Annotated in this window: 21 protein-coding genes; 5 read left to right on the forward strand and 16 right to left on the reverse strand. The window is 70.2% G+C overall.

The window, feature by feature from the left end:
* Nucleotides 1-135: 135 nt before the first annotated feature.
* Genes AC07PZ_RS31090 through AC07PZ_RS31115 form a run of 6 tightly spaced genes read right to left on the reverse strand, consistent with a single transcriptional unit; the run spans nucleotide 136 to nucleotide 8397 of the window.
* The gene (locus tag AC07PZ_RS31090) at nucleotides 136-1773 is read right to left on the reverse strand and encodes an AMP-binding protein (protein ID WP_495299048.1); all 1638 of its coding nucleotides are present in this window, start codon (nucleotides 1771-1773) and stop codon (nucleotides 136-138) included.
* Between the two features lie 7 nt (nucleotides 1774-1780).
* Entirely contained in the window at nucleotides 1781-2281 is a 501-nt protein-coding gene (locus AC07PZ_RS31095) for an aromatic-ring-hydroxylating dioxygenase subunit beta (protein ID WP_495299049.1), read from the reverse strand.
* A complete protein-coding gene (locus tag AC07PZ_RS31100) occupies nucleotides 2278-3618 on the reverse strand; it encodes an aromatic ring-hydroxylating oxygenase subunit alpha (protein WP_495299050.1) in 1341 nt (446 codons plus the stop codon). The genes AC07PZ_RS31095 and AC07PZ_RS31100 overlap by 4 nt, the downstream gene beginning before the upstream one ends.
* 23 nt (nucleotides 3619-3641) lie before the next feature.
* A complete protein-coding gene (locus AC07PZ_RS31105; RefSeq protein WP_495299051.1) occupies nucleotides 3642-4631 on the reverse strand; it encodes a PDR/VanB family oxidoreductase in 990 nt (329 codons plus the stop codon).
* A 39-nt stretch (nucleotides 4632-4670) separates the two neighbouring features.
* Complete coding sequence (locus tag AC07PZ_RS31110) at nucleotides 4671-6164, reverse strand: indolepyruvate oxidoreductase subunit beta family protein (protein WP_495299052.1); 1494 nt, start codon at nucleotides 6162-6164, stop codon at nucleotides 4671-4673.
* Nucleotides 6165-6177: 13 nt separating this feature from the next.
* Nucleotides 6178-8397, reverse strand: a complete 2220-nt coding sequence (locus AC07PZ_RS31115; protein ID WP_495299053.1) for a thiamine pyrophosphate-dependent enzyme — start codon at nucleotides 8395-8397, stop codon at nucleotides 6178-6180.
* A gap of 115 nt (nucleotides 8398-8512) precedes the next feature.
* Here AC07PZ_RS31115 and AC07PZ_RS31120 point away from each other — a divergent pair, with 115 nt between their 5' ends.
* A complete protein-coding gene (locus AC07PZ_RS31120) occupies nucleotides 8513-8965 on the forward strand; it encodes a MarR family winged helix-turn-helix transcriptional regulator (protein ID WP_495299054.1) in 453 nt (150 codons plus the stop codon).
* Nucleotides 8966-9101: 136 nt separating this feature from the next.
* Here the strand turns inward: AC07PZ_RS31120 and gph are convergent, their stop codons facing one another.
* Both gph and AC07PZ_RS31130 read right to left on the reverse strand, forming a co-directional pair.
* Nucleotides 9102-9809, reverse strand: coding sequence for a phosphoglycolate phosphatase (gene gph, locus AC07PZ_RS31125; RefSeq protein WP_495299055.1), 708 nt, complete (start codon nucleotides 9807-9809; stop codon nucleotides 9102-9104).
* Between the two features lie 80 nt (nucleotides 9810-9889).
* A complete protein-coding gene (locus AC07PZ_RS31130; protein WP_495299056.1) occupies nucleotides 9890-10678 on the reverse strand; it encodes an IclR family transcriptional regulator in 789 nt (262 codons plus the stop codon).
* A gap of 99 nt (nucleotides 10679-10777) precedes the next feature.
* Between AC07PZ_RS31130 and AC07PZ_RS31135 the strand changes: the two genes are divergently transcribed.
* Nucleotides 10778-12004 carry a multidrug effflux MFS transporter gene (locus AC07PZ_RS31135; RefSeq protein ID WP_495299057.1) on the forward strand — a complete coding sequence of 409 codons (1227 nt, stop codon included), beginning with the start codon at nucleotides 10778-10780 and terminating at the stop codon, nucleotides 12002-12004.
* 15 nt (nucleotides 12005-12019) lie between these two features.
* Here AC07PZ_RS31135 and putA read toward each other — a convergent pair whose 3' ends face one another.
* Nucleotides 12020-15820, reverse strand: coding sequence for a trifunctional transcriptional regulator/proline dehydrogenase/L-glutamate gamma-semialdehyde dehydrogenase (gene putA / locus AC07PZ_RS31140; RefSeq protein WP_495299058.1), 3801 nt, complete (start codon nucleotides 15818-15820; stop codon nucleotides 12020-12022).
* A gap of 63 nt (nucleotides 15821-15883) precedes the next feature.
* On the opposite strand from putA, the gene AC07PZ_RS31145 reads away from it, so the two are divergent.
* Nucleotides 15884-16390: an Lrp/AsnC ligand binding domain-containing protein gene (locus tag AC07PZ_RS31145; RefSeq protein ID WP_495299059.1), complete on the forward strand. Its 507-nt coding sequence runs from the start codon at nucleotides 15884-15886 to the stop codon at nucleotides 16388-16390.
* Between the two features lie 39 nt (nucleotides 16391-16429).
* Here the strand turns inward: AC07PZ_RS31145 and AC07PZ_RS31150 are convergent, their stop codons facing one another.
* The 5 genes from AC07PZ_RS31150 to badH form a co-directional block, all read right to left on the reverse strand.
* A complete protein-coding gene (locus tag AC07PZ_RS31150) occupies nucleotides 16430-17434 on the reverse strand; it encodes a tripartite tricarboxylate transporter substrate binding protein (protein ID WP_495299060.1) in 1005 nt (334 codons plus the stop codon).
* Nucleotides 17435-17527: 93 nt separating this feature from the next.
* Nucleotides 17528-19204: a cyclohexanecarboxylate-CoA ligase gene (gene aliA, locus AC07PZ_RS31155; RefSeq protein ID WP_495299061.1), complete on the reverse strand. Its 1677-nt coding sequence runs from the start codon at nucleotides 19202-19204 to the stop codon at nucleotides 17528-17530.
* 42 nt (nucleotides 19205-19246) lie between these two features.
* Entirely contained in the window at nucleotides 19247-20398 is a 1152-nt protein-coding gene (aliB, locus tag AC07PZ_RS31160) for a cyclohexanecarboxyl-CoA dehydrogenase (protein WP_495299062.1), read from the reverse strand.
* Between the two features lie 18 nt (nucleotides 20399-20416).
* Nucleotides 20417-21199, reverse strand: coding sequence for a 2-ketocyclohexanecarboxyl-CoA hydrolase (gene badI, locus AC07PZ_RS31165; RefSeq protein WP_495299063.1), 783 nt, complete (start codon nucleotides 21197-21199; stop codon nucleotides 20417-20419).
* Between the two features lie 48 nt (nucleotides 21200-21247).
* A complete protein-coding gene (badH, locus tag AC07PZ_RS31170; protein ID WP_495299064.1) occupies nucleotides 21248-22015 on the reverse strand; it encodes a 2-hydroxycyclohexanecarboxyl-CoA dehydrogenase in 768 nt (255 codons plus the stop codon).
* Nucleotides 22016-22145: 130 nt separating this feature from the next.
* On the opposite strand from badH, the gene AC07PZ_RS31175 reads away from it, so the two are divergent.
* Nucleotides 22146-22655, forward strand: coding sequence for a MarR family winged helix-turn-helix transcriptional regulator (locus AC07PZ_RS31175; protein ID WP_495299065.1), 510 nt, complete (start codon nucleotides 22146-22148; stop codon nucleotides 22653-22655).
* 42 nt (nucleotides 22656-22697) lie between these two features.
* Here the strand turns inward: AC07PZ_RS31175 and AC07PZ_RS31180 are convergent, their stop codons facing one another.
* Nucleotides 22698-23429 (reverse strand): LuxR C-terminal-related transcriptional regulator, encoded by a 732-nt coding sequence (locus tag AC07PZ_RS31180; protein ID WP_495299066.1) that lies wholly within the window; start codon nucleotides 23427-23429, stop codon nucleotides 22698-22700.
* 167 nt (nucleotides 23430-23596) lie between these two features.
* Here AC07PZ_RS31180 and AC07PZ_RS31185 point away from each other — a divergent pair, with 167 nt between their 5' ends.
* The gene (locus tag AC07PZ_RS31185) at nucleotides 23597-24316 is read left to right on the forward strand and encodes a DotU family type IV/VI secretion system protein (RefSeq protein ID WP_495299067.1); all 720 of its coding nucleotides are present in this window, start codon (nucleotides 23597-23599) and stop codon (nucleotides 24314-24316) included.
* Between the two features lie 14 nt (nucleotides 24317-24330).
* Here the strand turns inward: AC07PZ_RS31185 and tssJ are convergent, their stop codons facing one another.
* The gene (tssJ, locus tag AC07PZ_RS31190; protein WP_495299068.1) at nucleotides 24331-24876 is read right to left on the reverse strand and encodes a type VI secretion system lipoprotein TssJ; all 546 of its coding nucleotides are present in this window, start codon (nucleotides 24874-24876) and stop codon (nucleotides 24331-24333) included.
* Nucleotides 24877-24900: the final 24 nt, after the last annotated feature.

The following is a 24900-nucleotide window of genomic DNA, read 5'->3' on the forward strand; positions in this document are numbered from 1 at the left end:
CCCCGCAGCGAAATCAAGGAGGAGGCCGCAGGCCGGGGGACATTCGCGGAGGGGAGTACGCCGTCGGCGCGAGCCCGTCCACAGCGCCTCCGATGCACCGCACAAGACGTCATGCAAAAAACGATGCACCCCATCTCAGCCCTGCCGCTTCTTCATCGCACGCGTATCGACGCAATGCGGCCGCCCCGGCAGCGCATGCGCCATCTCGCGCAACTGCCCACGCTGGATCTTCTGCGACGGCGTGAGCGGCAAAGCATCGACGAAGGCCACGTAGCCCGGCGCCTTGTAGTAAGCGAGCTGCGCCAGCGCGTGCGTGACGATGCTCGCAGCAGTCTCTGCGGGTGATGTCGTGTCAGCATCCTCCCGCAGCACCACGCAAGCCAGCACCTCGTCGCCCCGCACCGCATCGGGCGTGGCCGCGACGGCCGATGTCTTCACGGCCGGATGCTGGTTCAGCACGCTTTCGACCTCGACCGCCGAGATGTTCTCGCCGCTGCGGCGGATCACGTTCTTCTTGCGATCGACGAAGAAGAAGTTGCCGTCGACGTCGCGCCGCACCAGGTCGCCGGTGTGGAACCAGCCGCCGGCCCAGGCCTCGTCGGTCGCTTCGGCGTCCTTCAGGTAGCCCGAGAAGAAGTGGCGCCGCGGATCGGCGCCGGCCGAGCGCACCAGCAGTTCGCCCGGCGCATCGGCGGGCACATCGGCGCCGGCTTCGTCGACCAGGCGCAGTTCGAGAAAGTCGGCCTGCCGGCCGAAGCAGCTGGTGCCGACCAGCCGCGGCTCGCGGTTGGCCATGATGCAGGCGGCCACGCCGGTCTCGGTCATGGCCCAGGCCTCGACCAGCGGGAAGCCGAAGCGCGCCTCGAACACCGCGTGGTGCTTGCGGTCGACGCCGGCACCGAAGCCCCAGCGGATCGCATGGTCGCGGTCGGCCGGCGACGGCGGCGCGGACAGCAGCATCGCGGGCATCACGCCCAGGTAGTGCGCGATGGTCGCGCCGCTTTCGCGTGCGCTCTGCAGCCAGGTCTTCGGATGGAAGCGGTCGAGCTGCACCAGGCAGCCGCCCGCGACCAGCACGACCATCGTCGAGCAGGCCATCGCGTTCATGTGCGTGAGCGGCAGCGGCGTGATGACGCGCTCGCTGTCGGGCCGCACGCTGCAGACGCCGTCGAGCGCCGCATACCACTCGCCCGACCAGAGGTAGTAGGCGTTCGACAGGATGCAGCCCTTCGGCCGGCCGGTGGTGCCCGAGGTGTAGAGCAGGCCGCATTCGGTGTCGCGGCCGATCGGCTCGGCGGCGCGCGGTGCGGCGGTCGGCGCGGGCGGAATGGCATCGACGTCGTCGGCCGCCATGGTCGCGAAGGTGCCGACACTGGCCAGCTCCGCGGCGGCCAGCAAGTCGGCGGCGCGTTCCGGCAGCGTGACGGCCAGCGCGATCTCGCTGTGGCCGATCAGGTAGCTCAGTTCGGCCGAGCGCATGTCGGCGTTGATCGGCACCACGCTCACGCCCAGCGCGTTGAGCGCGAGCCAGTGCAGCAGGAAGGCCGGGCGGTTCTCCAGCAGCAGGCCGACGCGGTGGCCGTGGCCGTAGCCGGCGGCTGCATAGGCGGTGCGCAGCCGCTCGACCTGCGTGGCCGCATCGCCCCAACGGAGCGCGCCGGGCGCGATGCCGTAGGCCCGGGCCGTGACCGACTCGGTGAAGAGGAAGTCGGCTTCCGGCGTGCGCGCCGCGGTGGCGCAGAAGACGGCGTGAACGGTGTGGTGCGTCGACATGGAACGGCTAGATGAACAGCTGCACGGCCAGCAGCGCGGCGTCGCAGTTGAGCAGGTTCACGCGCTTGAGCGCGATGCGCAACCGGCCGTCGCGCAGCACCAGCTCGTGGATGAAGCTGCCGACCAGGAACTGCAGATCGTCGCCCTGCGCCTCGGTGTAGTGGAACTCGGTGCGCAACGCGAACTCGCCGGCCTCGACGTCGAAGCGCTCGACCACCGGCACCTGCAGCAGATGGTGGCAGCGGCTCGGCGGCTGTTGCGCGAAGGCGCGCGGGCTCTTGAGGCGCTCGATGCGCAGTTCGCGCAGCAGCTTGTCCTCGTACAGGTGCGAGGTATGGTTGATGCCGTCTTCCTGGTCGGGCACCAGCGGCACCCAGTAGAAGGCCTCGTCGGTGAACAGCGCGTTCCAGTCCTCGTAGCGCTTGTCGTCGAGCAGGCGCGACTCGCGCACCACGAAGTCGATCAGGTCCTGGCGCGTCACCGGCGTCGTGGCGAGTGCGGTCGTCATTTCATCGTCTCCGTCATGCGCTCGACCCAGCTGCGGTACTGGTTGCGCATCGGCAGCTCGCTGGTGCCGACGGTGGTGATCTCACCGCCCGCGAGCTCGGACGGGTCGAAGTTGCGGTGCAGGCTGACCCATTCGTTGCCGCTCGCATGCAGGCCGGCCTGCACCTCGCGGTACGCATGCAGGTCGTCGTGGCCCACCACCGAGAACGGCGAGTTGATGAGCCGGTTGTACATGGTGGTGCGCTGCAGCAGCTCGGGCGGCGCGCCCTTCAGGCGGAAGGTCCAGCTTTCGACCAGCGTGCGGTCGGCGGCCAGCGGCTTGACCACGCGGATCGACTGGATCGCGCCCTTGATCGTGAGGTTCGGGTAGTACACCGTGTTGTGCCGCTGCGTGGCCAGGATGCGCGCGGTGCGCTCCTCGCCGTAGGCCGCCTTCATCGCATCGTCGTACGCCGGGATCGCCTTGTACTTGCTGTGGATGCTGAAGTTCACGCCCGTGAAACTGTGGCCGTGGTCGTACGTGCGCACGCCCATGTCCTCGAAGAACTTGTAGTCGGACATGAAGGGCACGAACTGCTCGATGGCCATCGGCTTGGGCTCGTCGGCAGGCTTGCCGGCCCACATGGCCTTGGCAGTACCGGCCGAGGACTCGTGCGCCACCATCGGATGCATGGTGTCGTTGAGGTTCTCCACAAACATCTTCCAGTTGCAGGGGTGCACGAAGCGCAGGCAGCCGCCCGCGATCTCGAGTTCGCCTTCGGGCGAGCGGTCGGCCATGTTGTCGATCGAGCTCAGCGAGTCGCCGAAGTAGGTGTCGAAGTCCGGGCCGGCGTCGTTGATCTTCAGGAAGATGAAGCCACGGTGCGTGCGCAGGTGGCGCAGCGGCGTCAGGCCCTTGCCCGTTTCGCATTCGTGCAGTTGCGTGCCTTCGTAGCCGTTGCGCAGCGGCATGCCGAGCAACGCGCCGTCGAGCTTGAAGGTCCACGCGTGGTACGGGCAGCGGAAGAACTTGCCCGCGTTGCCGCACGGCGCGCTGACGAGGCGCGAGCCCTTGTGGGCGCAGCGGTTCATCATCGCGCGCAGGGTGCCGTCGCCATGGCGCACGACGATCACCGGCTGGCCGCCGATGTCGACGTTCAGGTAGTCGCCCGGCTTGGGCACCTGGCTCTCGTGGCCCGCGTAGTTCCAGGTGTTCGCGAAGAAGTGCTCCTGCTCCAGCGCGAAGATCTCCTCGCTGGTGTAGAGGTCGCGGTGCACGCGGTCGGGCTGCACCAGCGCGCGGACTGCGTCGGGGTTGCCGCGGTAGGACGTGGGTCTCTGGCCTGTCGTTCTTTCCAAGGGATCGCTCCTTCAGGACGTCGTCAGATGTCGAGCAGCAGCCGCGCGCCGGGCGCGGCACGCGAGATGCAGACCTGGATCACGTTGCCGGCGGCTTTCTCGCGCGCGCTCAGCACGTAGTCGCGGTGGTCGATCTCGCCGTCCAGCACCGGCACGGCGCAGACACCGCATTCGCCGCGGTTGCAGTCGTAGAGCGGGTCGCAGCCGTTGGCGATCAGGCAGTCGAGGATCGTCTGGTCCGCCGCCACGGTGAAGCGCTGGCCCGACTGCGCGAGTTCGATCTCGAAGGGCTGGTCGCCCTCTTCGGCCACCGGCGCATTGAAGAGCTCGAAGTGCACGCGGTCGTGCGCCCAGCCGCGTGCCTGCGTCTGCGCGAGCACGGCGTCGAGCATCGGCTTCGGGCCGCAGACGTAGAGCCGGTCGCCCGCGGGCACGGCGTCGAGCACCGCGGCGATGTCGAGCGGGCCGCCGCGCTCGGCATCGGCATGCACGTGCAGCGCATCGCCCAGCAGCGCCTGCAGCTCGGGCAGGAAGGCCATCGCCTCGCGGCTCGCGCCGGCGTAGTACAGCTGCACCGGCGCGCCTTCGGCCTTGCGGCGCGCGGCCATGCTGGCGAGCGGCGTCACGCCGATGCCGCCGGCCACCAGCACGGTGCCGCCGGGTCCGGTGTGCAGCGGGAAGTCGTTGCGCGGCCGCTCGGCCACCACGCGGTCGCCGGCCTGCAGCCGCTCGTGCATGTAGCGAGAACCGCCACGGCCATCGGCCTCCTTGCGCACCGCGATCAGGTACTCGGTGGGCGCCACGGTCGCGTTGCGCACCGGCGCGAAGTTGACCAGCGAGTACTGGCGCCAGTCGGTCGTGCCGTCGGCCAGCGTGACCTGCACACGCAGGTGCGCGCCCGCCTCGAAGGGCGGCAGCGCCGCGCCGTCATCGGCCCGCAGCCGGAAGATGCGGATCAGCGGATGCGGCGACCAGGCCTCGGCCACGCGCAGGTGAAGGGTGTTCGGGTCCATCGTCGTCGGTCTTCTTCTCTGTCTGTCGGGGGCGCCCGTTCAGCCCAGCGCGTGCTGCGCCATCACTGCGCGCAGCTTGTTTCCGTGCTCGTCGGCGAGCGCCGCGTCGCGCAGTTCGCGCAGCGTGGCCGGCGCGATCGCCGCACCGGCGCGCTGCACCGCGTCCATCACGGTGTCGTAGTTGCGCAGGCCGCGGGCATGCGTGTCGCTGTAGCCCTTCACCAGCCGCTGGCACTGCGCGATTTCCACCGCAAGCTCGGCGTTGCGCGGCGCGGTCGCGGCGATGCGCTGCAGCCATTCGTCGATGCGGCGGTTCTCGGCCGCGTAGCGCAGCGTCGACCGGCGCCAGCGCTTCATGCCGGCCACGGTGCGCAGCAGCAGGTAGCCGCGCAGCGAGTTGGTCTGCACCACGCGGCCCTTCTGCGTGAAGTGCTCGACGACGCGCCGCGGCAGGCCCGACTTGACCAGCCAGCGGCCAATGCCGGCCGGCAGCGTCTCGCAGATTTCCTGCAGCCGCGGATGCATGTATTCGTTGATGGCCAGCACCTGGCCGTCCTGCACGCGCGCCTCGCCGCGCACCCGCTCGAAGCGCGTGCTGCGGGTCTTGAGCGCGGCGACACGCGCCGTGTCTTCGTACGACATCCACAGCGCGAGATGCCGCGCGGTCTCGCGCAGCAGCCGGCCGTCGTCGGCCGCGGGCAGCGCCGCGACGGCCTGCATGCGGTCGAGGTACAGCGTGGCGTAGTCGAGGTCCTGGTAGTCGATCAGCCGCCGCACGCCTTCGAGCAGGAAGTGCTGCGCGTGCGCCGGAAAGCGCGACTGCACGCGCTCGACCAGCGCGCGCACCGCCGGGTGGCGCGGCTGCGGCACCGGAATGGCGGCCACCGGCGCGGCCTCTTCCGCCACGCCCTGCGCACGCGCGAACGCGCCGCCGAAAGCCTTCAGGCTCGGTTTGACGCCGACGCCGCCGCGCTCGATCGTGGCCTCGAACTGCGCACGGCCGAAGGGCAGCACGCCGGCACCCGCGAGCGCGCCGAACAGCACCGCGCTGATCACGCTGCCCGCGGCCTCGGCGGCCTGCGCCATGTCGAAGCGGATGAAGCGCCGGGCCGCGCGCTCGGCATGGCCCAGCAGTTGGCGGCTGTCGACCCGGCCGTCGCCCAGCGCGCTCTTCTCGGCGATCGAGTACACGCGGTGCGTCGACGCGATCAGCGTGGTGCGATCGGGCGTGACCAGCCCGCGCTGCACCGCGCGGCCGGCTTCCATGAGCTCGGACGCGAGCACGATGTCGACGTCGCCCGGCAGCGGCATCAGCGCCAGCACGGGCCGGCCGCCGTCGGCCGCGGCCTGCGCCTCGGGGTAGAGCTCGACGTAGTAGATGGTGGCGCCGGTGCGCTGCGCGACGCCGGGCACCGAGGTGGTCTGCGCGACGTAGCCGTTGGCTTCGCCGAGGTCGACGATCCAGTCGGCGAGCACGCCGCCGCCCTCGCCGCCCATGGCGAGGATCGCGATCTTCAAAGGTTGGACAGACATCGTGGCCGCCCGTTCAGAACGCGTACTCGGCACGGCGCTTCGCCTCGCCGCGCTGCAGCCAGCCGATCACCCCGCTGCGCACACGCTCGCGGATGCGGTCCCAGCGGTTCGGGTTGCTCACGACCTGCGCCTTGTAGAACGACGGGCACAGCACCGCGGCATGCGACACCTCGCCGCAGACGCCGCAGCCCACGCAGCTGTCGAGCACGGTCGCGACCGGGTCGGTGCGCAGCGGATCGGGGTTCGGCTTGATCGACAGCGACGGGCAGCCCGACAGCCGGATGCACGAGTGGTCGCCGGTGCAGGTGTCCGAGTCGACGCCGAACTTCTCGCGCACCATGCGCTTGCCGTCGGCCACCGCCTTGCGCACCAGCGGCTTCTCGCGGCGCTGCCGGTTCAGCATGCATTCGGACTGCGCCACCAGCACCTTCGGGCCCTTCTCGGTGGTGGTCAGCGCCTCGCGCAGCACGTCGCGCATGCCGGCCACGTCGTAGGTGCGGCGCATGGTCTTCACCCACTTCACGCCGACGCCGCGCACCGCGCGCTCGATCTCGTGGCCGGTGCTGCGCGTCGCGTTGTGCGCGTTCGACGACAGGATGTCCTGGCCGCCGGTGGCCGAGGTGTAGTTGTTGTCGACCACGATGGTCAGGTTGTCGCTGCGGTTGAACACCGCGTTGGCGATGCCGCTGGTCAGGCCGTTGTGCCAGAAGCCGCCGTCGCCCATCACCGAGATGGCGCGCTTGCCCGAAGGCACGTTGAGCGCCGCCGCACCGGCCGCGCCCAGGCCGTAGCCCATGGTGGTGTTGCCGATGTGGAAGGGCGGCAGGATCGAGAACAGGTGGCAGCCGATGTCGGCGCTCACGTGGTGCGCGCCGAGTTCGCGCTCGACCAGCTTCATCGCCGTGAAGATCGGCCGCTCGGGGCAGCCGGTGCAGAAGCCGGGCGGACGGGCGTTGACGCTGTCGCCCAGCGGCGTGAGCGCATCGGCCGCATCGGCCGTCAGCGCAGGCTCGGGCGCGTTGTCGACACCGATGGCCGCGACCTCGGTCAGCGGGATCACCTTGCGCACGGGCGCCGCCACGGCGGGCGCGGGCAGCGGCGCGATCAGGCCGTAGCGTTCGAAGAAGGTGCGCGCGCCCTTGAGCAGTTCGGCTGCGGTGTACTCGCCGGCCACCGGCAGCGTGTCCTTGCCGTGCAGCACGGTGTCGGAGCCGGCATGGCGCAGGATGGTCGCGAGGTTCTGCTCGACGAAGTTGGGCTGGCCTTCTTCCACCAGCAGCACGGCGCGCTTGCCTTCGCAGAAGCGCCGCACCTCGCTGTCGATCACCGGGTAGGCGACGTTCATCACGTACAGCGGCACCTGGCTGTTGCCGTAGACGTCGGCCAGGCCGAGCCGCTCCAGCACGCGCAGCAGCGTGTTGTAGCTGCCGCCCTGCACCACGATGCCGACGTCGCCGGCCTTCTCCGCGAAGAATTCGTTGAGCCCGCGCTCCTCGATGAAGCGCACGGCGGCGGGCCAGCGGTCCTTCACCTTCTCCTGCTCGTGCAGGAAGCTGGCGGGCGGCAGCACGATGCGACTGACGTCGCGCTGCGGGTTCTCCATCGCGTCCTTCAGCGTGAAGCTGGCGCGCCGGTTGTCGCTTGCGGTGAAGTGGCCGTGCACGTGGCAGGCGCGGATGCGCAGCTGCAGCATCACCGGCGTGCTGCTGGCTTCGGACAGATCGAAGCCGTCCTTCACGGCCTGCACGATGCTCGGCAGATTGGGGCGCGGGTCGAGCAGCCACATCTGCGACTTCATCGCGAAGGCGTGGCTGCGCTCCTGCATGATCGACGAGCCTTCGCCGTAGTCCTCGCCGACGATGATCAGCGCGCCGCCGGTCACGCCGCCCGAGGCCAGGTTGGCCAGCGCGTCGGACGCGACGTTGGTGCCGACGGTCGCCTTGAAGGTGACGGCGCCGCGCAACGGGTAGTTGACCGAGGCCGCTAGCGTGGCCGCGGCGGTGGCCTCGCTCGCGCTGTTCTCGAAGCGGATGCCGTGGTCGGCCAGGATGTCCTGCGCGTCGGCCAGCACGTCCATCAGGTGCGATATCGGCGCCCCCTGGTAGCCCGCGACATAGGACACGCCGGACTCCAGCAAGGCCTTGGTCACGGCCAGGATGCCCTCGCCGCGGAACACCTCGCCCTCGCCCAGGCGCAGCTTCTTGACCTCTTCGACGAACGAACGCTCAGCCATCTACACGCTCCTGGATGTGGAGGTCCGGTGCAGCCATGCGTGGGGCATGGCAGGTACGCCAGACAGCGTACGAAACCGGTCGATTTAATTTAGAGTTCAACATATGCTTAGTAATATGTCAACGAAGACAAACACGCCTTCCCTGCCGTTCGTCGACCAGTATTTGTCGGCGCTGCTGAACCAGGCGGCCCAGCTGATCACGGTCGATTTCCATGCCGCGGTGAAGCGGCGCGGACTCTCGTTGGTGGAGTGGCGCGTGCTCGCGTCGCTGTACGAGCACGACGAGGTCAGCATCGGCCAGCTGGCCCAGCTCACGCTGCAGAAGCAGCCCACGTTGACCCGGCTGCTCGACCGCATCGAGCGCATGGGCCACATCGAGCGCTTCTCCCATGCGAGCGACCGCCGCATCACGCTGGTCCGCAACACGGCGCTCGGCCGCGAGCTGGTGGCCGGCCTGATCGAGGACGCCAAGGCGCACGAGGCGCGCATGCTGGCGCCCTTCGGCGCCGAGCGCACCGAGGCCTTGAAGGCCACGCTGCGCACCTTGATTGCGCTGTACCGCACCTGAATCGCGCGTGCGGCTCCTGCGGCTCGCGCGGGCCGCGGGCATTGCACCTGGCAAGGGTCGAAATGCTTTAGACATGATTCAATGATTAATCATTGAACAGCAAGATGCGGGCCAGCGCCCGGCCCGGTTGGCGTGCTCAGCGCGCCGTCTGCGGCAAGACGAGTTCGGTGATGTCGGCGAGCGAATCGAGGTAGCCGTCGGCATCGACACCACGCACCGGCTCGCCGTGGTTGTAGCCGTAGCTCACCAGCACCACCGGACAGCCGGCCGCGCGGGCCGCACGCGCGTCGTTGCTCGAATCGCCGACCATCAGCGTGCGCGACGGCTGCGTGCCGAGCACCTCGCAGGTCTTCAGCAGCGGCAGCGGGTCGGGCTTCTTGCGCGCGAAGGCGTCGCCGCCGAACACGGCCGAGAAGAAGCCGTCGAGCCCCTTGGCCGCGAGCAGCGGCACGGCGAAGTCGGTCGGCTTGTTGGTCAGGCAGGCCAGCTTCAGCCCGCGCGCGCGCAGTGCCTCGAGGCCATCGAACACACCGGGATAGACGGCCGAATGCCGGCCGTTGATGGCGAGGTAATGCGCCTGGTAGCGGCCCCAGGCCTGGTCGAACAGCGCACCCGCCGGCGCTGCGAGCGCAGGCAGTCCGGCTTGCGGCGCCACGTGGTTGAGCACCGAGAAGATCAGGTGCTCGGACCCCTTGCCGACCATCGTGCCGACCGCGTTCGCATCGACCGCGGGCAGCGACAGGTCGACCAGCATGCCGTTGAGCGCGACCACGAAGTCGCCGAGCGTGTCGACCATGGTGCCGTCGAGGTCGACGATGGCGGCGTCGAGCGGGAGAGATGACAAGCGAGGGAAGTTCGAAGGCGGCACGCGAAGATCCTGGAACAAGAAGACGTTGGAGTCGGGTCGGCCGGCAGCATAACGATTCAGTCCGCCCGCCCCCTCCCCTCGATCGCATCCCGGCACCGCAGCAGCGCCTGGCTCAGCGCCTCCTTCGATGCCTGGAAGCGGCGCGCCGGCGCCGGCACGGCGATCGCGTAGCGCTCCGCGCCGCCCAGGCGCAGCGCGACGCCGACCGCGCACACGTCGTCCGCATGCTCCTCCAGGTCGTAGGCCAGGCCGCTGGCACGCACGGTGGCCAGTTCGGCCAGCAGCGCGTCCATGCGCGTGATGCTGCGCGGCGTGCGCGCGACGAGACGGCCTCGCACCGCCGCGCGCACGGCGTCGTCCGGCAGCGCCGCCAGCAGCGCCTTGCCGGACGCCGTGGTGCCCATCGGGAATTCGATGCCCGGCGCACAGACGATGCGGATCTCGCGCGACGACGGGACCTCGTCGACCAGCACCGCGTCGGCGCCGCGCGCGACCCAGAGGTCTACCGTTTCGCCGGTCTCGCGCGCCAGGGTTTCGAGGTGGGGCCGGATCTGCTGCGACACGTTCAGGTGCGCCGCGGCCGCGAGCCGTGCCAGCGCGGGCCCGAGCCGGACGCGGCCGTCGGCCACGGCGACGAACTGCTCGGCCTGCAGCGACATCACCATGCGCTGGACCGTGGTGCGCGGCAGGTCGCAGGCGCGCGCCACCTGCGAGATGTTGAGCCCGTCGGGCTCGCGCTCCAGCGTCCGCAGCACCGCGGCGGCGCGCGCGATCACCTGGCGGCTGGCTTCTTCGCCGGTCGGCTGCACGTCGGTGCCCGACGGGGAAATGGTTCGAGTGGTCACGGGCGAGTCTCCTGGCCCGGACTATATCCACATGACCACCTATCGGTCACATCAACCATACAATGGTTAACCCTGATTCCGCCGGCCCGGCCTCCACCCATGACATCGACATCGCCCCGCGCACCGACGCCCATTCCCCTGGCACGGCTGGTCGTCATCCTCGGCATGCTGGCGGCCTTCGCGCCCTTCGCCACCGACATGTACCTGCCCGCCTTCCAGCAGATGGCCGGCTCGTTCGGCGTGGGCGCTGGCGGCATCGAGTCGACGCTGTCGGTGTTCTTCCTCGGGCTGGCGCTCGGCCAGGCGATCCACGGCCCGCTGATCGACCGCTTCGGCCGCCGCCGGCCGCTGCTCGCCGGCATCGCCGTGTACCTGGTCGCGACGGTGGTGTGCGCCACCACGTCGGACCTCGGCGTGTTCACCGGCGCACGCCTGCTGCAGGCGATGGGCGGCTGCGCCGGCATGATCATCGGCCGCGTGATCGTGAGCGACCTGTTCGACCCGCAGGAAGGCGCGCGTGTGCTGTCGCTGCTGATGATGGTGATGACGCTGGCACCGATCAGCGCGCCGGTGCTGGGCGGGCTGATCCTCACCACCCTGGGCTGGCGGATGATCTTCGCCTTCCTGTTCGCCTTCGGCCTGCTGTGCGCCGTGCTGGTGTGGCGCTTCCTGCCCGAGACCTTGCCGCCCGAGCGTCGGCGCCCGCTGAGCGCGGCACGCATCGCCGGCGCCTACGGGCGGCTGATCCGCCGCCCGGCCTTCATCGTGCCGGCACTGGTGGGTGGCCTGGCGCAGGCCTGCATGTTCGCGTACATCACCGGCTCGCCGGGCGTCTTCATCGGCATCCACCACGTGAGTGCGCAGCAATACGGCTGGCTGTTCGCGTCGGTCGCCGTCGGGCTGATCCTGGCGGCGCAGGGCAACCGCATGGGCCTGAAGCGCCGCACGCCGGCCACGCTGCTGGGCCGCGCGCTGATGGTCAACGTGGCCGGCGGCCTGATCCTGCTGGCGCTGGTGGCGGCCGGTGCCGGCCTGGCCGCGCTCATGGTGCCGCTGTGGTTCGCGATCGCGTCGCTCGGCTTCATCACCGCGAACGCGGCCGCCACCGCGATGGCCGCCAGCGGCGAAGAGCGCGGCAGCGGCTCGGCGCTGGTGGGCGTGCTGCAGTTCGGCTGCGCGTCGCTGGTGAGCAGCCTGGTCGCCGCCACGCACAACGGCACGGCCTACCCGATGGCGCTGGCGATCGTGTGCGCGGGGCTCGCGGCCACGCTGCTGTGGTTCGGCTCGCGCTCGCTGCGTGCGCGCAGCGCGGCACAACCGGTCTAGGCGGTCCAGCCGGATCTAGCCGATCGTCATCAGGCTCGCGTTGCCGCCGGCCGCGGCGGTGTTCACGCTCAGCGCGCGCTCGATCACCAGCGCCTCCAGCGGGATGTCGACGCCGCCCGACGGCTGGCTTCGGATGCCGACGATCGGCCCCGCGCGCTCGGCCATCTGAACGCACAGCGCCTGCAGCGACGCCGCGTCGCCGTGATGCAGCGCCGCGTCGAACGCCACCGTCGGCGCGGCCCAGTCGGGCGTGAGGACGACGGCGTCGCGCACCGGTGCGGGCAGCGCATCGTGCAGCGCCTGCGATCGGGCCGGCCAGACCGCGGTGCTGCCGGCCGCGAGCACGGCCGCCAGTTGCACGAGCCGATCGGCATCGTCCGCGGCGATGCACAGCACGGCCTCGCGCGGCTGCAGCGAGTACACGTTGCGCTCGCCGGTCGGGCCGGCGAGCTCGCGCGCGCAACCGCTGCGCGACAGCCGTGCGAAGCGCCGGCATGATGCGGCCAGCACCGGCCGGTCGCCAGCCACGGCCCAGGCTTCGAGCGCCGAGAGCTCAGACACTGCGGTGGGGGCCGCATGCCGTGGCGCATCCACAGGCTCCGCGCCGGCATCGCGAACCGCCGGACCCGCGCCGTCCAGCGCGCGCGCCAGCACGTCCTCGGGCCGCAACGACAGCATGCGCTGCAGATAGAGCGGCCCGCCCGCCTTCGGCCCGGTGCCCGACAGACCTTCGCCGCCGAAAGGCTGCACGCCGACCACCGCACCCACGATGTTGCGGTTGACGTAGACGTTGCCCGCGTGCGCGGCCCGCACCACCTGCGCGATGGTCTCGTCGATGCGCGTGTGCACGCCGAGCGTCAGGCCGTAGCCGGTCGCGTTGATGCGTTCGACCAGCGCGCCCAGCGCGCGCCGCCGGTAGCGCACCAGGTGCAGCACCGGCCCGAACACCTCGCGCTGCAGCTCGGCGATGTCGTCCAGCTCGATCACGGTCGGCCGCACGAAGGTGCCGTGCGCCGTCGCGCCGTCGGCCTCGTGGCCGCCGCGATGCACGGCACGGCCGCGCGCCTGCATCGCGGCGACATGGCGCTCGATGCCGTCGCGCGCTTCGGCGTCGATCACCGGCCCGACGTCGACCGCGAGCGATGCCGGATTGCCGATGCGCGCCTGCGCCATCGCGCCCTTCAGCATCGCCAGCACGCGGTCGGCGATCTCGTCCTGCACGCAGAGCACGCGCAGCGCCGAGCAACGCTGGCCGGCGCTGTCGAAGGCCGAGGCCATGACGTCGGCGACGACCTGCTCCACCAGCGCGGACGAGTCCACGATCATCGCGTTCTGCCCGCCGGTCTCGGCCACCAGCGGCACCGGCCGGCCGCCGGCACCCAGCCGCCGGGCCAGTGTTTTCTGCAGCAGGCGCGCGACCTCGGTCGAGCCGGTGAACAGCACACCTTGCACGCGCGCGTCGCCGACCAGGCCGGCGCCGATGGTTTCGCCCGGCCCGGGCAGCAACTGGAGCGCGGCGCGCGGAACGCCCGCCGCCCACATCAGCCGCACCGCTTCGGCCGCGACCAGCGGCGTCTGCTCGGCGGGCTTGGCCAGCACGGTGTTGCCCGCCGCCAATGCCGCCGCCACCTGGCCGGTGAAGATCGCGAGCGGAAAGTTCCAGGGGCTGATGCAGGCCATCGGCCCGAGCGGCCGGTGCGTGTCGTTGCCGAAGCCGGTGCGCACCTGGGCCGCGTAGAAACGCAGGAAGTCCGCCGCCTCGCGCACCTCGGCGATGCCGTTCGCATGGGTCTTGCCGGCCTCGCGCGCCAGCAGGCCCAGCAGTTGCGGCATCGTGGCCTCGAGCCGATCGGCGCTGCGCTCCAGCACCGCCGCGCGCTCGGCCGGTGACGTCGCGGCCCAGGTGGGCACGAAGGCTTCGGCATCGCGCAGGGCGGCTTCGAGTTCATGCGGTGTCGTGTCGCGCACGTGGCCGACGACGTCGCGGTGGTCGGCCGGGTTCGACACGGGCGACCCGCCCGCATCGTCACCCGCGGCGTCCTGCGCAAGCATCGGCGCCGCCGTCCACGCATGCGCCGTGCCGCCGTCCAGCGCAGCCTTCAGCGCGCGCAGGGCATCGTCGCTCGCCAGGTCGAGGCCGCGCGAATTGCGGCGCGCATCGGCGTACAGCGCCACGGGCAGCGGAATCGACGGATGCGGCAGGCCCACTGCGCCTTCGGCCGCGGCCATGCGCTCGACCGTCGCGACCGGGTCTTCCACCAGCGTCTCCAGCGGAATCGTGGCGTCCGCGATCCGGTTCACGAACGAGGTGTTGGCGCCGTTCTCCAGCAGTCGGCGCACCAGGTAGGCGAGCAGCGTCTCGTGCGTGCCGACCGGCGCGTAGATGCGGCACGGGCGGCCGAGCCCGCCGGCCGCCACCGCGCCGACCACCTGCGCGTACAGCGGCTCGCCCATGCCGTGCAGGCACTGGAATTCGTAGTGGCCGGGCGCCCAGCGCGCCGGGTCCGCGAGTTCATGGATGGCGGCCATCGTGTGCGCGTTGTGCGTGGCGAACTGCGGGTACACCGCATCGGGCGCGGCCAGCAGGCGGCGCGCGCAGGCGATGTACGACACGTCGGTGTAGGCCTTGCGCGTGTAGACCGGATAGCCGTCGAGCCCGTCGAGTTGCGCGCGCTTGATCTCGCTGTCCCAGTAGGCGCCCTTGACCAGCCGCACCATCAGCCGGTGGCCGCTGCGGCGGGCCAGGTCGACCACGCAGTCGATGACGAAGGGGCAGCGCTTCTGGTAGGCCTGGATCACGAAGCCGATGCCCTGCCAGCCGGCGAGCGCGGGCTCGAAGCACAGGCGCTCCAGCAGGTCGAGCGACAGCTCCAGCCGGTCGGCTTCTTCCGCGTCGATGTTCAGGCCGATGTCGTACTGCTGCGCGAGCAGCGCCAGGTCGCGCAGCACCGGATACAGCTCGTCCATCACGCGGGCGCGTTGCGCACGGCTGTAGCGCGGATGCAGCGCCGACAGCTTGATCGAGATGCCCGGCCCCGCATACACGCCGCGCCCCGCCGAGGCCCGGCCGATCGCCTCGATCGCCTGCACATAGGCGATGCGGTAGCGCTCGGCGTCTTCCGCGGTCAGCGCGGCCTCGCCCAGCATGTCGTACGAATAGCGAAAGCCCTGCGCCTCCAGCGTGCGTGCGTGGTCGAGTGCCTGAGCGATGGTCTCGCCGGTGACGAACTGCTCGCCCATCATGCGCATCGCCATGTTCACGCCCTTTCGGATCAGCGGCTCGCCGCCCCTGCCGATCAGGCGCGCCAGCGTGGCGGACAGTCCGGCCTCGCTGTGCGTCGCGACCAGCCTGCCGGTGAGCAGCAGCCCCCAGGTCGCGGCATTGACGAACAGCGACGGGCTGCGGCCCACATGCGACTGCCACTGGCCGTGCGCGATCTTGTCGCGGATCAGCGCGTCGCGCGTCGCCGCATCCGGAATGCGCAGCAGCGCCTCGGCCAGGCACATCAGCGCCACGCCTTCCTGCGAGGACAGCGCGTATTCCTGCAACAGGCCCTGCACGAGGCCGGCGCGCCCGGCCGACGGACGCCGCTCGCGCAGCTGCCCGGCCAGGCGCTGTGCGAGCCGCTGGGCGGCGGCGGCCTGCACGGCCGACAGACGGGCCTCGCCCAGCAACGGCGCCAGGGCCTCGGGCTCGGGGCGCCGGCACGCGGCGGTGATGCGGCTGCGCAGCGGCGAAGGCGGCGCCAGCCCGTCGGCGAAATCCGCAAAGGGCGAAGGGAGAGGGGTCGGCGCAGGGTCTGCCATGGCGTGCATCGGTAGTGAATCGACCAATAATGCCGACGACATGTCGAAATTAGATGTCGAACTTCATCCCATATGCCGAACAAATCACCATCCAGCGCCGACAACGAAGCGGTTCTCGATCGCCTCGACCTGCGCATCCTCGGCGCACTGCAGACGGATGGCCGGCTGTCGAACCTGAAGCTGGCCGAGACGATCGGCCTGTCGCCCACAGCGGCACTGGCGCGGGTGCAGCGGCTGTCGCGCGACGGCTACATCCTGGGGTACGAGGCGCGGCTGAACCCGCTCAAGCTGGGCGGCGGCATGCTGGTCTTCGTCGAGGTGCTGCTCGACCGCACCACGCCCAATGTGTTCGACCAGTTCAAGGCCGCGGTGCAGGTGCGGCCCGAGATCATGGAATGCCACATGGTCGCGGGCGGCTTCGACTACCTGCTCAAGACCCGCAGCGCCGACATGCAGGCCTACCGCCAGTTCGCCGGCGCGGTGCTGTGGCAACTGCCCGGCGTGCGCGAGACCCGCACCTATGCGGTGATGGAAGAGGTCAAGAACTCGACGCACCTGCATCTGCAAGGGCTGTACTGACGCAGCCCTCCGAGGCGCGAGGCGCCCGGCGCCGCCGCCTCAGTCGACCACGATCTTCTGGTCGCGGATCAGCGTCGACAGCAGCTTGCCCTCGTCGTCCAGCAGCGTGCGGAACTGGGGCGTGTCCATCGCGATCGGCTCGGCGCCCAGCTCGCCGTAGCGCGCCTTCAGGGTCGACTGCGCCAGCGCCTTGCCGATCTCGCGGTTCATGCGGGCGATGACGTCGGGCGGTGTCTTCAGGGGCGCCCACATGCCGAACCAGATGTCGAGGTCGGCTTCCTTGAAGCCCATCTCGCCGACCGTCGGCACGTCGGGGAAGAACGGCGAGCGCTTGGCGCTGACGATGCCCAGCAGCTTGACCTTGCCGGTCTTGATGTGCGGGAACGCGATGCCCGGATCGCAGACGAAGTCGGCCTGCCCCGACATCACGTCCATCAACGCCGGTGCCGCGCCGCGGTAAGGGATGTGCGTGACGTAGGTGCCGGTCGCGAGCTTGAAGAGCTCGCAGGCCAGGTGCGGCGGCGTGCCGGTGCCGGACGAGGCGTACGACAGCCTGCCCGGCTGTGCCCTGGCCAGCGCCACCAGCTCGCGCACGTCGTTCGCCGGCAGTTGCGGCCGGGCCACGAGGTACATCTGCGTGCGCCCGACCGTCGCCACCGGCAGCAGGTCGCGCGACGGCAGGATGGACGACTTGAACAGCGACGGATTGGCCGTCTCGACCGAGGTCGGCGCGATCAGGAAGGTCGCACCGTCGGGTGCGGCACGGATCACTTCCGAGGCCGCGATGTTGCCGCTCGCGCCGGGCTTGTTGTCGATGATGACCGGCTGGCCCAGCGCCTCCGACAGCGACTGCGAGAGGATGCGCGCCATCACGTCGGTGCTGCCACCGGGCGCGAAGCCGACCACCACGCGGATCGGCTTGGTGGGCCAGGCCGGTGCGGTCGCCTGGGCCTGCGCGGCGCCGGCCGCGGCCAGGCAGCACGCCGAGGCCACCAGCGCCCGCAATGCGCGGCGCCGCCGCGGGAAGGAAAGGTCGAGGTTCATGTCGTGTCTCCGTTGTTGTAGTCGGCGCCCCGGCCCGCCCCGCTGGCAGGTCGCGCGCGCGAGCACCGGAGCGCTCGCGGGGCGCCCGCGCGCTCAATCGGCCCTGGCGGCGGCTGCTGCTGTTGGCGCTGCGGCTTCGGCCTGCAGCAGTTCGCGCAGCTTGAACTTCTGGATCTTTCCGGACGGCGTCGACGGCATCGCGTCGCGCAGCACGAGCCGCTCCGGGATGTACTGGACGGCCACCTTCTGGGCCTTCAGGAATTCGACGATGGACGGCAGGTCGACGGCCTCGCCCGGCCGTGGCACGACCACCGCGCAGGCGCGCTCGCCGAGCCGCTCGTCCGGGTAGGCAACGATCGCCGCCATCGCGATCGCCGGATGGCGATACAGCAGCGACTCGATCTCCACCACCGGAATGTTCTCGCCGCCGCGGATGATCACGTCCTTGGTCCGGCCGGCGATGCGCACGTAACCCTGCGCATCGAGCCGCGCCAGGTCGCCGGTGTCGAACCAGTCGTCGGCATCGGTGCCGTTGAGCTGCTGGCGCTTGAGATAGCCGCCGAAGTTCGAGCAGGCGCGCAGCATCAGCTTGCCGATCTCGCCCGGCGGCAGCGCCTGGCCGTCGACGTCGACCACCTTGAGTTCGACGCCTGGCAGCGGACAGCCGTCGGTCTGGACCGACCGCGCATCGTCGTCATCGAGCCGCGTCAGCGTGACGGCGCCGTTCTCGCTCATGCCCCAGGCCGACACGATCTTCGCGCCGAGCGCGCTGCGCGCCTGCTCGACCAGCGGCCCGGGAATCGGCGCGCCAGCGCACAGGAACACGCGCAGCGTGGGCACCGCGACGCCGCTCTCGGCCACGGTGCGCGCCAGGTCCGACAGGAAGGGGGACGAAGCCATGGTGAAGCTCGCGCGCTCGGCGTTGATCAGCGCGATCGACTGGTTCGGCTCCCACACGTCCTGCAGCACGGCCGACGCGCGCAGCATCAGCGGCATCACGAGGCCGTACATGAAGCCGGTCTGGTGCGCCATCGGCGAGGCCATCAGCACCACGTCGTCGGCACCGAGCCCCAGCCGCTGCGCATACGGAACGATGTTGGCCATCAGCGAGTTGGCCGAATGCATCACGCCTTTCGGCTCGCCGGTGGTGCCCGATGTGTAGATCAGCTGGGTGACGTCGTCCGGGCCGGGCCGGCTCGCGCGCAGGATGTCGGGCGCATCGGGCGCGTCCTCCCAGGCCGGGCCCGAGAGCAGCGCGTCGAAGCTGTTGGCGCCGCTGCCGCCGACGATCACCACCTGCGCCAGGTCCGGCAGTTCGGCCTGCAGGCCCATCGCCATCCGTTCGAAGTCGAAGCCCTTGAACCGTGCCGGCGCGATCAGCACCTTCGCCTCGCCGTGGCGCAGCATGAAGGACAGCTCGCGCTCGCGAAAGATGTGCATCAACGGGTTCATCACCGCGCCGATGCGCGAGCACGCGAGGTAGGTCAGCGTGAACTGCCACCAGTTCGGCAGCTGGCAGGCCACCACGTCGTTGCGCCGCACGCCGAGCCGCGACAGGCCGACGGCGATGCGGTCCGCCATGCGTCCGAGTTCGCGGTAGGTGAAGCGATCGATCGTGCCGCCTTCCATGCGCAGCGCGGTCAGCGCGATCTTGTCGGGACACGCGGCGATGCAGGCATCGAGCTCCTGGTTGATGGTGCGGTCGTGCCAGAGCCCTTGCGCCACCATGCGCGCGCGGCGTGGAGGCAGCAGTACGGCGTCGAATTCCATGGTCTTGTCTCCTGTCGTTGTTTTTTGTGGGCCGGGCGTGTCTCAGGCCGGCACGGCCGAGCGCCCGGCACGCGTGCGCGCCACGATGGTCTTCATGATCTGGGCCGTGCCGTCGCCGATCTGGAAGCCCAGCACGTCGCGCAGCCGCTGCTCCATCGGCCCGCGGTCGTAGCCGCCGTGGCCGAACATCAGCAGGCACTGGTGGATGGCGTCGTAGGCGAGCTTGGGCGCCCACCACTTGCACATCGCCGCCTCGGCCGTGTGCGGCGCGCCGCGGTCCTTGAGCCACAGCGTCTGCAGGCACAGCAGGCGCGCGGCTTCGACCTGGGTGTCGAAGTCGGCCAGCGGATGCGACACGCCCTGGAAGGCCGACAGCGGCTTGCCGAAGGCTTCGCGCTGCGCCACGTGGTCCCAGGTCTCGTCGAGCGCGATGCGCGCCACCGCCAGCACCTGCAGCCCGATCAGCGCACGCGAGAAATCGAAGCCCTGCATCACCTGCACGAAGCCCTTGTTCTCCTCGCCGAGCCGGTGGTCGGCCGGCACGCGCACGTTCTCGAAGAACAACGAGCCGCGCCCGATGGCGCGCTGGCCGTGGCAGTCGAAGCGGTTGCGCGTGAGACCGGGCACGTCGGTCGGCACCAGCAGCGCGGTCACGCCGTGCGCGCCGGCCTCGACCGTGCCGGTGCGGCCGAACACGACCACCGCATCGGCCTGGTCGGCCGCCGAGATCGAGGTCTTCTCGCCGTTGATGACGTAGTCGTTGCCGACGCGCTCCACGCGCAGCCGCAGGTTGGCCGCGTCCGACCCGCCGCGCGGCTCGGTCAACGCGATGGCGAGCAACGCGTCGCCGCGCGTGAGCCTGTGCAGCCAAGGCTCGACCACCTCGGCGCGGCCATGCGCGGACAGGATCTGGCCGTTCAGCGAGGCCAGCAGGTTGATGTAGCTCAGGCTCAGGTCGGCGCGTGCGATCTCCTCGTGGATCACGCCAGCCGCGAGCGAGCCCATGCCCTGCCCGCCGTGCGCCGGCGCCAGCTCGGGGGCGATGAAGCCCATCTCGCCCATCTCGCGCATCAGTGCGCGGTCGAGCACGCGCGTGCGGTCGCGCTCCAGGAAGCCCGGCGCCACGCGCCCGCTCGCGAAGCGGCGCGCATGCTCGGCCAGCGTGGCAAGGTCGTCGTCGATGTAGGGGTTCATCGCTGCGCCTTGCCGCGGCTACTTCGCGTACTTGCGAAAGTCGGGCTTGCGGCGTTCCGCCAGCGCCTTCACGCCTTCGCGCGACTCCTCGGTGTCGTAGTAGAGCTTGAGCGCATACATGCCCATGCCCGCGATGCCGGCCTGGTGCGCGGTGTCGGCGTTGAAGCTGCGCTTGGCGATCGCGATGGCCGTGGGGCTGCGCTCGCAGATCTCCTCGGCCCAACGCTGCACTTCGGCATCGAGCTGCTCATGCGGCACGACCGCGTTCGCGAGGCCCATGGCCACGGCCTCGGCGCCGCTGTAGCGCCGGTTCAGGTACCAGATCTCGCGCGCCTTCTTCTCGCCCACCACGCGGGCCAGGAAGGCCGTGCCGTAGCCCGGATCGACCGAGCCCATCTTCGGGCCGACCTGCCCGAAGACGGCCTTCTCGGAGCAGATGGTCAGGTCGCAGATCGTGCACAGCACATTGCCGCCGCCGATGGCGAAGCCCTGCACCCGCGCGATCACCGGCTTGGGCACGTTGCGGATGGCGTCGTGCAGTTCCTCCATCGGCAGGCCGATGGTGCCGCGGCCGTCGTAATTGCCGTCGTGCGCCGACTGGTCGCCTCCGGTGCAGAAGGCGCGCTCGCCGGCGCCCGCCAGCACGATCGCGCCCACGCTGCGGTCGTAGCCCGCGCGGTTGAATGCGCGGATCAGCTCGTCGCAGGTCTGGCCGCGGAACGCGTTCATCTTGTCCGGGCGGTTGATGGTGATCCAGGCCACGCCGTTGCGCAGCTCGTAGAGGACGTCCTCGAATTCCATGCGGGTCTCCTTGTGATGTGTTGGTGGTGTGTGGTGCCGCGCGGCGCTTCAGCCGTTCATCGTCAGGCCGCCGGACACGCTGAGGACCTGGCCGGTGACGAAGCCCGCGTCGTCGCTCGCGAAGAAAGCGATCGCGCCGGGCAGGTCGTCGGGCTGGCCGATGCGCCCGAGCGGAATGGCACGCGTGAAGGCTTGCATGAGCTTCTCGGGATTGCCCGCGCCTTCCTTGTAGTCGGCGAACAGCGCCGTGTCGGTCGGCCCGGGGCACACCACGTTGACCGTGATGCCGTGCCGCGCATGCTCGCGCGCGATGGTCTTCGAGAAGGCGACCAGGCCGCCCTTGCAGGCCGCGTACACCGCCTCGCCCGACGAGCCGACCCGGGCCGCGTCGGACGCGATGTTGACGATGCGCCCCGCCTTGCGCGCAGCCATGCCGGGCAGCACCGCGTGGTGCATGTGCAGCGCACCCGTGAGGTTGATGGCGATGAGCCTGTCCCACTGCGCAGGCTCGGTCTTGGTGAAGGGCCGGAACACGTCCCAGCCGGCGTTGTTCACCAGCACGTCGATCGGACCGAGGCTCTCTTCCACGGCCGCCACCGCCGCGTCCACGCTGGCCCGGTCGGTGATGTCGCAGCGGAAGGCCTGTGCCTGGCCGCCGGCGGCGCGGATGGCGTCGGCCACCTGCCGCGCCGCGTCCGGGTTCAGGTCGAGCACCGCAACGCGGGCCCCTTCGCTCGCGAAGCGCCGGCAGGTCGCTCCGCCGATGCCGCCGCCGCCGCCGGTCACGGCCACGGTCTTTCCTTCGAATCTCTGCATGCGTTCTCCAGTTGAAGCTTGGTATCGTCGATCGACCGGTCGGCCGACTTCGCCATTAATACGTCAATGTATTTACGTATCATAGGAGTTTGGCAAGCGGCCCGACACCCTTCCAACTTGCAAGAAGACCATGGTTATCCCTATTGAAGACAACGCCTCGGCCCGAATGGAACTCGCGAACCGGGTCTTCTTTCGGCTCTATCAAAGCGCCAACATGTTGCATAAAACCGGGACAAAGGCCGTCGAGGAGGAAGGCCTGACCACCCAGCAGTGGGCGGTGCTGGGCGCGCTGTCGCGCAAGGCGGTGGCCGACGGCATGAGCGTGGGCGACCTGGCGCGCTACCTGAAGGTGAGCCGGCAGAACCTGTCCGGCCTGCTGGGCCGCATGGAGCGCGATGGCCACCTGCGCATCACGCCCGACGGCCGCGACCGGCGCTCACGCCTGGTCACGATGACCGACTCGGGGCGGCATGTCTGGCTGGTGGAAGCGCAGCCGAAGATCCACGGCTACTACGAGCAGGCGCTGGCCGGCTTTTCGGTCAACGACATCGCCCACACGCTGCACTACCTGCTGCGGCTGCTGGAGAACATGCAACGCGTGGATGCGGTGCAGGGCGGCACCGCGGACGTGGAGGAATGATGGAGTGAACGAGAAAGGACCGCGGAAGGCCGCGGAATCGGTTCAGGCCTCGGCCAGCGACTGCGCCGCCACCACCGCTTCGGTGCGGTTGCGCACGTTGAGCGCGCGGAAGATCGCGGCGAGGTGGATCTTCACCGTGCCTTCGCTGATGCCCAGGCTGCGGCCGATCAGCTTGTTCGGCTTGCCCTGCGACAGCAGCTGCAGCACCTCGACCTGACGCTCGGTCAGCACGTTGCGCAGATGATCGAGCGTCTGCGCCGCGCCGGCCGCAGCGGCGGGTGCACGCGGCGCCAGGTCCGCGACCGCGCCACCGGCCACACCGGCCAAACCGGCGGCAGCCAGGCCGGGCACGCCCGCAACGATGCCGGGCGGCACGGCCGACAGCATCATCTGCGGCACGTACACGCCACCGGCCAGCACCAGCCGAACGGCCGAGATCATGACTTCGGGTGAATAGGCCTTGGGGATGAAGCCGAGCGCGCCACGGCTGAGGGATTCGCGCATCACACCCGGGTCTTCGGTGCCCGACAGCACCACCACCGGCACCGCCGGATGCCGGCGCCGCAGTTCGTCGATGTGCGCATAACCGGCCGCACCGGGCATGCTGAGGTCGATCAGCGCAAGGTCGACATCGGCGACCGCCGCGGGGTCCAGCGCCAGCAGCTCGTGGACGGTCATGGCGAGGATGAACTCGACGTCGTCCGCCAGCTCCGAGAGCTTGGACTTGACCGCCTCGATGACGAGCCGGTGGTCGTCGGCGATCAGGATTTTCATGGCATGCCCGAGCGTTCGGGAGAGAGTGGATCGGCACCGAAGAAGATACCGGCGATCGGCGTTGACGGCAAGACACGTTTGCCACACGAAAGGCATAGGCCCCAAGCGCTATGGCGCGGGCCCGGCGCCCCGGAAAGAATCGCCCCATTCCAGCCCCCAACGATGCCATGGCACGCCTGATCGATCGGTTCTCGGCGCTGTCGGCGTTCGGGCTCGAACTCGGCGCGGCGATGGCCGCCGGCCACGTGCCCGCATCGCTCGGACGGCTGCAGGAGCGTGCGCTGCTGCTGCTCGACGCCGCACGCGCCGACGCGCTGGCCGATGGCACCGCGCCCCCGCAGGTCGAGGCCGCCTGCTTCGCGATGGTCGCGTGGATCGACGAGCTCATCGCGCGCGCACCCGGCTGGAACGGCAGCCGGCCGACACTGCAGGCGCAGCTCTTCAACTCGGACAACGCACGCAGCGAGTTCTTCCATCACCTGGCCGGGCTCACCGCGCGCGACAACGCCGTGCGCGAGGTCTATCTCGATGTGCTGCAGAAGGGCTTCAAGGGCCAGTACTACTACGAGGACGGCGACAGCGGCGAACTCGGCAAGCTCAAGCGGATGCACGGACTGCAACTGCATGCGCAGTCCATGGCGGCGCGGGATCCGGCGTATGGCGCAGGGTATGCGGCGGGGCACGAATCGGCGAATCCGCCGAGCATCTTCGGACTGCCGAGCCACTTCGGCGATGCGCCACCGCTGGATGCATCGGAAGCACCGGAGGCATCCGTCGCGCCGCATGCCGACCCGCCGCACAAGCCACGCCGCGCCCTGACCTCGCTGCGCGTGGGCAGCCTGATCGCGGTGCTGATGCTGCTCGCGATCGCCGGCTGGTGGCTGTGACGCCGTGAAGCGGCTCAGGGCGTGGTGCTGATGCGCACCTGCCGTGCGCCGACGTCGAGCGTGAGGTTCACCGGCGTGCCCGGTTCCACGGTGCGCTGCTCGCGCCAGCGTGCGCGGTCGAGGTCGCGGTAGGCCGCGAGCAGGCCGATCGCCTTCACGTCGGCGGCCAGCGTCATCTCGATCTTGCGGGTCTCGCCGGGGCGCAGCAGCACTTCTTCGCGTTGCGCCATCTCGGCGCCGAGCGTGGCCTGGTCCTTGTCGAACAGCGAGAAGAAATCCGCGGCCTCGAAGGGTGCCGGCGTCTTCAGTGCATAGACCCGCAGGGTCAGCGGCGAGGCCCGTCCGCGTGCATCGGGATTCATGTCGGCACCGCCGACGAGCGTCAGCACGACGGGCGTGACGATGGGCTTGGGAGGCGGTGGCGGCGGTGCTGCGCAGCCTGCGATCAGGCCGGCGGCCCATATGGCTGCAGATGCGGCGGAGAGGCCTGCGATGAGGCGACGCCGCGGCGTTCCATCAGAGGGCTCATAGGACGAACGGCGTGTACCAAGGACTCTCATGCTATTCCCTTCGTTGCATTGACC

The organism is Variovorax sp. GW821-FHT10B04, assembly GCF_059415645.1.